The following is an 11959-nucleotide window of genomic DNA, read 5'->3' as shown; positions in this document are numbered from 1 at the left end:
CGACTACCAGCGGTAGTGCGCGAAGGCCTTGTTGGACTCGGCCATCTTGTGGGTGTCCTCGCGCTTCTTCACGGCCGCACCGAGGCCGTTGGAGGCGTCGAGAAGCTCGTTGAGGAGACGCTCGGTCATGGTCTTCTCGCGACGGGCGCGGGAGTAACCGACCAGCCAGCGCAGCGCCAGGGTGCTGGCGCGGCCGGGCTTGACCTCGACCGGCACCTGGTAGGTGGCGCCACCGACACGGCGGGACTTGACCTCAAGGGTCGGCTTGATGTTCTCAAGAGCGCGCTTCAGCGTGATGACCGGGTCGTTGCCGGTCTTCTCACGCAGGCCCTCCATGGCGCCGTAGACGATGCGCTCGGCGGTGGAGCGCTTGCCGTTCAGCAGCACCTTGTTGATCAGGGAGGTCACCAGAGGAGAGCCGTAGACCGGGTCGATGATGACCGGGCGCTTCGGGGCGGGGCCCTTACGAGGCATTCTTACTTCTCCTTCTTGGCGCCGTAACGGCTGCGAGCCTGCTTGCGGTTCTTGACACCCTGGGTGTCGAGCGAACCGCGGATGATCTTGTAGCGAACACCCGGCAGGTCCTTCACACGGCCGCCGCGCACGAGCACGATGGAGTGCTCCTGCAGGTTGTGTCCCTCACCCGGAATGTAAGCAGTGACCTCGATGCCGCTGGTCAGACGCACACGCGCGACCTTGCGGAGGGCCGAGTTCGGCTTCTTCGGGGTGGTCGTGAACACACGCGTGCAGACGCCACGACGCTGAGGGGAACCCTCGAGTGCGGGCGTCTTGTTCTTCTCGACCTTGTCCTGCCGGCCCTTCCGGACCAGCTGCTGGATCGTAGGCACTACTTCTCCGGTTTCTGTGTGCCGATGTACAGCTAACCTGGAACGTCGCCGACCCACGCGGTCGGGTGTGTCGAATCCGCCAGACTCCCGCCGCAAGGCGAAAAGGGCGCGAATTACGGTGGCCGCTCGACGGCTCGCCATGCGGTTACAGGCACGCACAGGAGCCAGGGCACACCCCAGGCACAAGGTCTGAGCGTACCTACCTCATTGGCTGCGGTCAAAACAAATGGGGTGCACCTGATCACACCCGGCGCGCCGGCACGGTACGGCCCGGCGTGCAGCGCGGCCGCCCGGGCCCGTTCAGGCGCCCGCCCGCGCCCCCCGGGGGGGCTGCGTCGCCCTCCTCCGCCCGGGTCCCCGCCACGGCCGTCCAGCGGCGGCGTGGACCGCCTCACGGGCGCCCGCCCGCCGGCGACGCCGAAGGGCGGCCACCCCGTGGGGTGGCCGCCCTTCAGTGGACGTGCGCCTTACTGGTTGTACGGACCGTAGTCGTAGTCCTCCAGCGGAACGGCCTGGCCGGAGCCCGTGCCGAACGGCGAGTAGTCGATGTCGTCGTAGCCGACGGCCGAGTACATCGCGGCCTTGGCCTCCTCGGTCGGCTCGACCCGGATGTTGCGGTAGCGGGACAGACCCGTACCGGCCGGGATGAGCTTACCGATGATGACGTTCTCCTTGAGGCCGATGAGGCTGTCGGACTTGGCGTTGATCGCCGCGTCCGTCAGGACTCGGGTCGTCTCCTGGAAGGAGGCGGCCGACAGCCAGGATTCCGTCGCCAGCGAGGCCTTGGTGATACCCATCAGCTGCGGACGACCGGAGGCCGGGTGACCGCCCTCCTGGACCACACGACGGTTCTCGGTCTCGAACTTCGAGCGCTCGACCAGCTCGCCGGGCAGCAGCTCGGCGTCGCCGGACTCGATGATCGTCACGCGGCGCAGCATCTGCCGGATGATGATCTCGATGTGCTTGTCGTGGATCGACACACCCTGCGAGTTGTAGACCTTCTGGACCTCGCCGACCAGGTGGACCTGGACGGCACGCTGGCCCAGGATGCGCAGCACGTCGTGCGGGTTGGTGGCACCCACGGTGAGCTGCTGGCCCACCTCGACGTGGTCGCCCTCGCGGACCAGGACCTTGGCACGCTTCGAGATCGGGTACGCCGTCTCGTCGCTGCCGTCGTCCGGGGTGACGACGATCTTCTTGGTCTTCTCGGTCTCCTCGATCCGCACGCGGCCGGAGGCCTCGGAGATCGGGGCGACACCCTTCGGGGTACGGGCCTCGAAGAGCTCGACGACACGGGGCAGACCCTGGGTGATGTCGTCACCGGCCACACCACCGGTGTGGAAGGTACGCATCGTCAGCTGGGTACCGGGCTCACCGATGGACTGGGCGGCGATGATGCCGACCGCCTCACCGATGTCGACCAGCTTGCCGGTGGCCAGCGAACGGCCGTAGCACATCGCGCAGGTACCGACGGCGGACTCGCAGGTCAGGACCGAGCGGGTCTTGACCTCCTCGACGCCACGGCCGACGAGCTCCTCGATGAGGACGTCGCCCAGGTCGGTGCCGGCCGGGGCCAGCACCTGGCCGTCGACCACGATGTCCTCGGCGAGGCAGCGCGCGTACACGGACGTCTCGACGTCGTCCGCCTTGCGCAGCACGCCGTCGGCGCCGCGCTCGGCGATCCGCAGCTTGAGGCCGCGCTCGGTGCCGCAGTCCTCCTCGCGGATGATGACGTCCTGCGAGACGTCGACCAGACGACGGGTGAGGTAACCCGAGTCGGCGGTACGCAGGGCGGTGTCCGCCAGACCCTTACGGGCACCGTGCGTGGAGATGAAGTACTCCAGCACGGACAGGCCCTCACGGAACGAGGCCTTGATCGGACGCGGGATGGTCTCGTTCTTCGCGTTCGACACCAGACCACGCATACCGGCGATCTGCCGCATCTGCATCATGTTTCCTCGGGCACCCGAGTCAACCATCATGAAGATGGGGTTGGTCTTGGGGAAGTTCTCGTTCATCGCCTCGGCGACCTCGTTGGTCGCCTTGGTCCAGATCGCGATGAGCTCCTGAGTGCGCTCTTCCTTGGTGATCAGACCGCGCTCGTACTGCTTCTGGACCTTCTCGTCCTGCGCCTCGTAGCCCTTGACGATCTCCTTCTTCGCCTCGGGAACGACGACGTCGGAGATGGCCACGGTGACACCGGAGCGGGTCGCCCAGTAGAAGCCCGCCGCCTTCAGGTTGTCGAGCGTCGCCGCCACGATGACCTTGGGGTAGCGCTCGGCCAGGTCGTTGACGATCTCGGAGAGCTGCTTCTTGCCCACCGAGTAGTCGACGAACGGGTAGTCCTCGGGCAGCAGCTCGTTGAAGAGCGCGCGGCCCAGGGTGGTGCGCAGGCGGAACGAGTCACCCTGCTGCCACTCCGGCTCGCCCTCCTCGCGCGCCGGCGGGGTCCAGCCGCGCGGCGGGATGGTGCCCACCGGGAAGCGGATGTCGATCGGCGACTGCAGCGCGAGCTCGCCGGCGTCGAACGCCATGATCGCCTCGGCCGTGGAACCGAACGCGCGGCCCTCGCCCTTGGTGTCACGCAGCTCGCCGTCGGTGGTGAGGAAGAACAGACCGAGGACCATGTCCTGGGTCGGCATCGTCACCGGACGGCCGTCGGCCGGCTTGAGGATGTTGTTCGAGGACAGCATCAGGATGCGGGCCTCGGCCTGCGCCTCCGCGGACAGCGGCAGGTGCACGGCCATCTGGTCACCGTCGAAGTCCGCGTTGAACGCGGTGCAGACGAGCGGGTGGATCTGGATGGCCTTGCCCTCGACCAGCTGCGGCTCGAAGGCCTGGATGCCGAGGCGGTGCAGGGTGGGAGCACGGTTCAGCAGCACCGGGTGCTCGGCGATGACCTCTTCGAGGACGTCGTACACGACGGTGCGGCCGCGCTCCACCATGCGCTTGGCGCTCTTGATGTTCTGCGCGTGGTTCAGGTCGACCAGACGCTTCATCACGAACGGCTTGAACAGCTCCAGCGCCATGGCCTTGGGCAGACCGCACTGGTGCAGCTTCAGCTGCGGGCCGACGACGATGACGGAACGCGCCGAGTAGTCGACTCGCTTGCCGAGCAGGTTCTGACGGAAGCGGCCCTGCTTGCCCTTCAGCATGTCGCTGAGGGACTTCAGCGGACGGTTGCCGGGGCCCGTGACCGGGCGGCCGCGGCGGCCGTTGTCGAACAGCGCGTCGACGGCCTCCTGGAGCATGCGCTTCTCGTTGTTCACGATGATCTCGGGCGCACCGAGGTCGAGAAGGCGCTTCAGGCGGTTGTTGCGGTTGATCACACGGCGGTACAGGTCGTTCAGGTCGGAGGTCGCGAAGCGGCCACCGTCCAGCTGCACCATCGGACGCAGGTCCGGCGGGATGACCGGGACGCAGTCCAGGACCATGCCCTTGGGGCTGTTGGAGGTCTGCAGGAACGCGGAGACGACCTTCAGCCGCTTCAGGGCGCGGGTCTTCTTCTGGCCCTTGCCGGTGCGGATGATCTCGCGGAGCTTCTCGGCCTCCTCGTCGAGGTCGAAGGACTCCAGGCGCTTCTGCAGCGCCGCGGCACCCATCGAACCGTCGAAGTACGTGCCGAAGCGGTCGCGCAGCTCGCGGTAGAGCAGCTCGTCGCCCTCCAGGTCCTGGACCTTGAGGTTCTTGAACCGGTTCCACACCTCGTCGAGGCGGTCGATCTCGCGCTGCGCGCGGTCGCGCAGCTGCTTCATCTCGCGCTCGGCACCCTCGCGCACCTTGCGGCGCACGTCGGCCTTGGCACCCTCGGCCTCCAGCTCGGCCAGGTCGGCCTCAAGCTTCTTGGCGCGGGCCTCCAGGTCGGCGTCGCGGCGGTTCTCGATCTGCTGGCGCTCGACGGAGACGTGCGCCTCCAGGGAGGGCAGGTCGCGGGTACGGCGCTCCTCGTCGACGTACGTGATCATGTACGCCGCGAAGTAGATGACCTTTTCGAGGTCCTTGGGCGCCAGGTCCAGCAGGTAGCCGAGGCGCGAGGGGACACCCTTGAAGTACCAGATGTGCGTGACGGGCGCGGCCAGTTCGATGTGGCCCATCCGCTCACGGCGCACCTTGGCGCGCGTGACCTCGACGCCACAGCGCTCGCAGATGATGCCCTTGAAGCGGACGCGCTTGTACTTGCCGCAGTAGCACTCCCAGTCCCGGGTCGGACCGAAGATCTTCTCGCAGAAGAGTCCGTCCTTCTCGGGCTTGAGGGTGCGGTAGTTGATGGTCTCGGGCTTCTTGACCTCGCCGTGGCTCCACTGACGGATGTCGTCAGCGGTGGCCAGGCCGATCCGGAGCTCGTCGAAGAAGTTGACGTCGAGCACTATGCGTCAATCCCTCTCAGGGTCGAAAGTCTTTGGTCTGATACGGGGGCCTGGGGGTCGGCGGGGCCCTGTGGGTGAGGGCCCCGCCGGACTCCCGTCAGACCTCTTCGACGCTGCTCGGCTCGCGCCGGGACAGGTCGATGCCGAGCTCCTCCGCAGCGCGGAAGACGTCCTCGTCGGTGTCGCGCATCTCGATGGACATACCGTCGCTGGACAGCACCTCCACGTTCAGGCAGAGCGACTGCATCTCCTTGATGAGCACCTTGAAGGACTCGGGGATGCCAGGCTCGGGGATGTTCTCGCCCTTGACGATGGCCTCGTAGACCTTCACACGGCCGGTGACGTCGTCGGACTTGATGGTCAGCAGCTCCTGGAGGGCGTACGCGGCGCCGTAGGCCTCAAGGGCCCACACCTCCATCTCACCGAACCGCTGGCCACCGAACTGGGCCTTACCACCCAGCGGCTGCTGGGTGATCATCGAGTACGGGCCGGTCGACCGGGCGTGCAGCTTGTCGTCGACCAGGTGGTGCAGCTTCAGGATGTACATGTAGCCGACCGAGATCGGGTCCGGGAACGGCTCACCGCTACGGCCGTCGAACAGCCGCGCCTTACCGGTCGGGAGCACCATGCGCTCGCCGTCCCGGTTCGGGATGGTGTGCTGCAGCAGACCCGCCAGCTCGTCCTCCCGCGCACCGTCGAACACCGGGGTGGCGACGTTGGTGCCGGGGGCGACCTGGTCGGCGCCGATGACCTGCAGGCGCTGGGCCCACTCGTCGGCGAGGCCGGAGACGTCCCAGCCGCGGCTGGCGAGCCAGCCGAGGTGGATCTCCAGGACCTGTCCCGGGTTCATTCGGGACGGCACACCCAGCGGGTTCAGGATGATGTCGACCGGGGTGCCGTCCTCCAGGAACGGCATGTCCTCGATCGGCAGGATCTTGGAGATGACACCCTTGTTGCCGTGCCGGCCGGCGAGCTTGTCACCATCGGTGATCTTGCGCTTCTGCGCGACGTAGACGCGGACCAGCTGGTTCACGCCCGGCGGCAGCTCGTCGCCCTCTTCGCGGTCGAAGACGCGAACGCCGATGACCTTGCCGATCTCACCGTGCGGCACCTTCAGCGAGGTGTCGCGCACCTCGCGCGCCTTCTCACCGAAGATCGCGCGGAGCAGGCGCTCCTCCGGGGTCAGCTCGGTCTCACCCTTGGGCGTGACCTTGCCGACGAGGATGTCGCCGGCGACGACCTCGGCACCGATACGGATGATGCCGCGCTCGTCGAGGTCGGCGAGGACCTCCTCGGAGACGTTCGGGATGTCCCGGGTGATCTCCTCGGGGCCGAGCTTGGTGTCACGGGCGTCGACCTCGTGCTCCTCGATGTGGATCGAGGAGAGGACGTCGTCCTGCACGAGGCGCTGCGACAGGATGATCGCGTCCTCGTAGTTGTGACCCTCCCACGGCATGAACGCCACGAGCAGGTTCTTGCCGAGGGCCATCTCGCCGTTCTGGGTGGCCGGGCCGTCGGCGAGGACCTGGCCCTCGATGACGTGGTCGCCCTCGTTGACGATGACCTTCTGGTTGACCGAGGTGCCCTGGTTGGAGCGGGCGAACTTGGCCAGGCGGTACGTGATGTAGGTGCCGTCGTCGTTGGCGGTGGTGATGTAGTCCGCGGAGACCTCCTGGACCACACCGGCCTTCTCGGCCTTGACGACGTCGCCGGCGTCGACGGCGGAGCGGTACTCCATGCCGGTACCGACGAGCGGGGCCTCCGACTTAATCAGCGGAACGGCCTGGCGCATCATGTTCGCGCCCATGAGGGCACGGTTGGCGTCGTCGTGCTCAAGGAAGGGGATCATGGCGGTCGCGACCGACACCATCTGGCGCGGCGAGACGTCCATGTAGTCCACGTCCTCGGGGCCGACGTAGTCGACCTCGCCGCCACGGCGGCGGACGAGCACGCGGCTCTCCTCGAACCGGAGGTCGTCCGTCAGCGGCGCGTTGGCCTGCGCGATGACGAAGCGGTCCTCCTCGTCGGCGGTCAGGTAGTCCACCTCGTCGGTGACCTGGCCGTCGATGACCTTGCGGTACGGGGTCTCGACGAAGCCGAACGCGTTGACCCGGCCGTAGGAGGCGAGCGAGCCGATCAGACCGATGTTCGGGCCTTCCGGCGTCTCGATCGGGCACATACGGCCGTAGTGCGACGGGTGCACGTCACGGACCTCGAAGCCGGCCCGCTCACGGGAGAGACCACCCGGGCCAAGAGCCGACAGGCGGCGCTTGTGGGTGAGACCCGACAGCGGGTTGTTCTGGTCCATGAACTGCGACAGCTGGCTGGTGCCGAAGAACTCCTTGATGGAGGCGACGACCGGCCGGATGTTGATCAGGGTCTGCGGCGTGATCGCCTCGACGTCCTGGGTCGTCATGCGCTCGCGGACGACACGCTCCATACGCGCCAGACCCGTACGGACCTGGTTCTGGATGAGCTCGCCGACGCTGCGCAGACGACGGTTGCCGAAGTGGTCGATGTCGTCGGTCTCGACGACGACCGTGTCGCCGTTGTCACCGGTCGTCTCGGTCTCGCCGGCGTGCAGCTTCACCAGGTACTTGATCGTCGAGATGATGTCCTCGACGGTCAGGATGCCCGCGTCCAGCGGGGTGTCCGTACCCAGCTTCTTGTTGACCTTGTAGCGGCCGACCTTGGCGAGGTCGTAGCGCTTGGGGTTGAAGTAAAGGTTCTCCAGCAGCGTCTGCGCGGCCTCACGCGTGGGGGGCTCGCCCGGACGCAGCTTGCGGTAGATGTCGAGCAGCGCGTCGTCCTGGCCCTGGGTGTGGTCCTTCTCCAGGGTGGCGCGCATCGACTCGTAGTCGCCGAACTCCTCAAGGATCTGCTCGGTCGTCCAGCCGAGCGCCTTCAGCAGCACGGTGACCGACTGCTTGCGCTTGCGGTCGATACGGACACCGACCATGTCGCGCTTGTCGATCTCCATCTCCAGCCAGGCACCCCGGGACGGGATGATCTTGGCGGAGAAGATGTCCTTGTCGGACGTCTTGTCGATCGAGGAATCGAAGTAGACACCGGGGGAACGGACCAGCTGAGACACCACGACACGCTCGGTGCCGTTGATGACAAAGGTGCCCTTGTTCGTCATGAGCGGGAAGTCGCCCATGAAGACCGTCTGGGACTTGATCTCACCGGTCTCGTTGTTGGTGAACTCGGCGGTGACGAAGAGCGGGGCGGCGTACGTGAAGTCGCGCTCCTTGCACTCGTCGATGGAGTTCTTCGGCGGCTCGAAGCGGTGGTCCCGGAAGGTCAGGGACATCGACCCGGAGAAGTCCTCGATCGGCGAGATCTCCTCGAAGATCTCCTCCAGACCGGACTTGGTGGGGACGTCCTGACCGTTCTCAAGGGCCTCCTCGACCCGACTCTGCCAAGCGGTGTTGCCGAGCAGCCAGTCAAAGCTCTCGGTCTGCAGCGCGAGCAGGTTCGGAACCTCGAGGGGCTCCTTGATCTTTGCAAAGGAGATGCGCAGCGGGGCGGTGCTGGCGCCGTTGTTCGTATTCGCGGTCGAGGCAGTGCGCGAGGCGGCCAAGAGGGGGTCCTTCCGAGGGCTCGGACTCACTACGCGCGTACCGGTCCCTCTCCCGTACACAGAGACGGAGACCCCAGGTCAGGGGGGCTTCGGTCGACTGTGCTCAAGTGAGGGCAGACCCCTGGTGACGGGCAGGGGACAGCTAACAGGCAGCGCAAAGGGTCAGTGTAGCCACTTGGCACACTGATGTCCAGTGCGGGTTCTCAAAGACCCTCGTTGCCCTCAACGCCCTCTTCAACGCCCTCGGCATACCTGCCCTCAACGCACGTTGATACTGCCCTCTTCGTCGTCGATCCATGCCTCGGATTCGGATCCTTGTGACGACGCGTCCTGAGAATTGCGCGCTGCGTGCGGTTCGTCAAGGGTTCCTTGCCGGAACCGGAGTTTCGTCAGACACGACGAAGATCACCTTACCCCTCACGAACAGAGGTGCAAGGCGGCCCAGCCGGACCCCGGGGAACGCCGAAGGGCGACCACCCGGATGGATGATCGCCCTTCGGTGCGTTCGCGTTACAGCCCTAGCGGGCCGTTCCTGCGGTCGCGAAGGTCTTACTTGACCTCGACCGAGGCGCCGGCGCCCTTGAGGGCCTCGGCGGCCTTGTCGGCCTGCTCCTTGTTGACCTTCTCCAGGACCGGCTTCGGGGTGCCGTCGACGAGGTCCTTGGCCTCCTTCAGACCCAGCGAGGTCAGCTCACGCACGACCTTGATGACCTGGATCTTCTTCTCGCCGGCGCCGGTGAGGATGACGTCGAACTCGTCCTTCTCCTCCTCGGCCTCGGCGGCGGCGCCACCAGCGGCACCACCGGCGACGACGACCGGCGCGGCAGCGGCGGCGGTGACGTCGAACTTCTCCTCGAAGGCCTTCACGAACTCGGAGAGCTCGATGAGGGTCATCTCCTCGAACTGGGCGAGCAGGTCTTCCTGGCTGAGCTTCGCCATGATGGCGGTCCTTCCACTCAAATCGGCAGGTGCCGGATGTACTGGGTAAGGCGGGCGTACGTCGGCCCGCTGCGACCCGCGCCGTTGGTGCGGGTCAGAAAGCGAGCCGAATTACTCGGCACCGCCCTGCTCGGCCTGCTTGGCGCGCAGCGCGTCCACGGTGCGGACGAGCTTCGACGGCAGAGCCTGGAAGACGGAGGCAGCCTGGGACTGCTTCGCCTTGAAGGCACCGGCCAGCTTGCTGAGCAGAACCTCGCGGGACTCAAGGTCCGCAAGCTTCTTGATCTCGTCGGCGGAGAGGGCCTTGCCCTCCAGGACACCGCCCTTGATGACGAGATTGGGGTTGTCCTTGGCGAAGTCACGCAGACCCTTCGCCGACTCCACCGGGTCACCGGTGACGAAGGCGACGGCCGTCGGGCCAGCGAAGAGCTGGTCCTCCAGCGTGATCCCGGCCTCCTTGGCCGCAATCTTGGTCAGCGTGTTCTTCACCACGGCGTACTGGGCGTTCTCACCGAGCGACCGGCGCAGCGTCTTGAGCTGCGCCACGGTGAGACCGCGGTACTCGGTCAGCACGGCGGCGTTGGAGCTGCGGAACTTGTCCGTCAGCTCCGCAACCGCGGCAGCCTTGTCGGGCCTCGCCATAGAGCCTCGGCCTCCTTCCGGGTGATTCGGACCGCGCGGACCCGAAGGAGGACTGGGTAAAACGAAACGCCCCGGCGCAGGCGCACGGGGCGGACTCGACCGGCCGCACACGCGCTCGGCGCGCGCACTCCGGGAGTTCTTCCACAGTCACCTGCGCGGGTCGCCCACTTTTCAGCGGATCCTTCGGCCACCGCACCCTCGTTCGAGAGCACGGCAACGACCAGCGGTCTTTGGCTTCGGCAAGAGACTACGGGACGGGGGCTCCCGCGAGCAAATCGACCCGTTTCACGGCAGTGGGCCCGGCTGCGGACCCGCTACAACGGGCCCGGCTGTGGGCCGCTGCATGCACGGGGTACGGCTGCGGGCCCACTGCACCGGGGGCGACTGCGGGCCGCTGCCCGCAGTCGTACGGCGCCCTGTGGCGGCCCGGGCGGCGCACCCGGCCGCTCACCGCCGCCGAGCCCGGCCGGGGGCCCTCGGGCCGCTCCAGGCCGTAGCCGGGCTCCACGGCGCTTCCCCCTGGAACGTCAGGAGCTGGTGCCCGTGCCGCCGGACGCGAGGCCGCCGGACTTCATCATGTCGGCGAAGTCCTTGGTGTCGCTCGCCGGCGGCGCCTCGGCGGCGACCTTCGTGCCGTAGTCGGTGTAGTACGTCGTGCTGGTCATGGCGCCGTTGGACGTGTTCGCCTTCTCGGACTTCTTGACCAGCAGGTCCTGGTCGTTGATCCAGACGTCCACGGTCTCGGTGGTGACGCCGGCCTGGGTGAGCTGCTTCTTCAGCGCGGAGAGCTGCTCGGCGCTCAGGTTGCTGGTCTTGCCGGCCAGGTCGGCGACGTTCACCGTGCCGGAGTAGCGCGTGGTGTGCACGCCGGAGACCGTCTCCTCGCCGACCTTCTTGACGTCGCCGGAGGCCAGCAGCAGCTTCACGGACTGGTTCGGCGTGGCGTTCTGGATCTGGTCCTTCATGTACGAGCCGGACGCGCCGCCGAGCTTGGCGAGGTCGGCGTAGGAGTACTTGACCCAGTGCTTGCCGCCGCCCGCCTGCCGGGCGAAGGTGTCGCTCATGTGCGCGTAGTAGGCGTCCGGCAGGTACCGGGCCTCCATCGACGCGGTGCCGGCCTTCTTCATCATCTCGGCCATCTGGCCGCCGGTGTACGTGATGGTGAGGTTGCCCTTGAGGCCGTCGCCCCAGGTGAGGGCGCCGTTCGCGGTCATCGACATGAGGTCGCCGACGGAGGTGGTGGAGCGCACCCGGGCCGAGTCGGCCTTGTCGGTGGACTTCTCGGCGGAGCGCAGGGCCGCGATGGGGCTGACGTGCGTCACCGTCTTGCCGGCCGCCTTGCCGCCGTCCTTGCCGGAGTCGGAGGAGCCGCAAGCGGCCACCCCGGTCAGTGCGGCAACGACCGCTATGGAAAGGCCCGCCTTGCGCACGGTAGTGCTGTTCATCTCATCCCACCCCAATTGCGTGTCCCGTGCCTGCACCGTAACCCAGGCCACTGACAGTCGTCCGAAAGGTCGTACGGAAAAAGGACGGGCCCGGAACCGATCAGGTTCCAGGGCCCGCCCTTTTTACGCGTCCGT

At 67.0% G+C, this 11959-nt stretch carries 7 protein-coding genes; all 7 read right to left on the bottom strand.

The features are described 5' to 3' along the window. Positions 1 to 3: 3 nt before the first annotated feature. The gene (gene rpsG / locus IG05_RS0123110; RefSeq protein WP_030345396.1) at positions 4 to 474 is read right to left on the bottom strand and encodes a 30S ribosomal protein S7; all 471 of its coding nucleotides are present in this window, start codon (positions 472 to 474) and stop codon (positions 4 to 6) included. A 2-nt stretch (positions 475 to 476) separates the two neighbouring features. After that, positions 477 to 848: a 30S ribosomal protein S12 gene (gene rpsL / locus IG05_RS0123105; RefSeq protein WP_003948652.1), complete on the bottom strand. Its 372-nt coding sequence runs from the start codon at positions 846 to 848 to the stop codon at positions 477 to 479. Positions 849 to 1315: 467 nt separating this feature from the next. Continuing rightward, positions 1316 to 5215, bottom strand: coding sequence for a DNA-directed RNA polymerase subunit beta' (locus IG05_RS0123100; RefSeq protein WP_030345394.1), 3900 nt, complete (start codon positions 5213 to 5215; stop codon positions 1316 to 1318). 97 nt (positions 5216 to 5312) lie between these two features. Beyond that, positions 5313 to 8798, bottom strand: a complete 3486-nt coding sequence (gene rpoB / locus IG05_RS0123095; RefSeq protein WP_030345393.1) for a DNA-directed RNA polymerase subunit beta — start codon at positions 8796 to 8798, stop codon at positions 5313 to 5315. A gap of 549 nt (positions 8799 to 9347) precedes the next feature. After that, positions 9348 to 9737 carry a 50S ribosomal protein L7/L12 gene (rplL, locus tag IG05_RS0123090; protein ID WP_030345391.1) on the bottom strand — a complete coding sequence of 130 codons (390 nt, stop codon included), beginning with the start codon at positions 9735 to 9737 and terminating at the stop codon, positions 9348 to 9350. 111 nt (positions 9738 to 9848) lie between these two features. Then, a complete protein-coding gene (gene rplJ, locus IG05_RS0123085) occupies positions 9849 to 10379 on the bottom strand; it encodes a 50S ribosomal protein L10 (protein WP_014674354.1) in 531 nt (176 codons plus the stop codon). A gap of 527 nt (positions 10380 to 10906) precedes the next feature. Further along, on the bottom strand, positions 10907 to 11824 hold the full coding sequence (locus IG05_RS0123080; RefSeq protein WP_030345389.1) for a hypothetical protein: 918 nt from the start codon (positions 11822 to 11824) through the stop codon (positions 10907 to 10909). Positions 11825 to 11959: the final 135 nt, after the last annotated feature.

It is taken from the genome of Streptomyces sp. NRRL S-1022, assembly GCF_000720135.1.
Taxonomy (GTDB): Bacteria; Actinomycetota; Actinomycetes; order Streptomycetales; family Streptomycetaceae; genus Streptomyces.
This window is presented reverse-complemented; position numbering and strand designations above follow the sequence as displayed.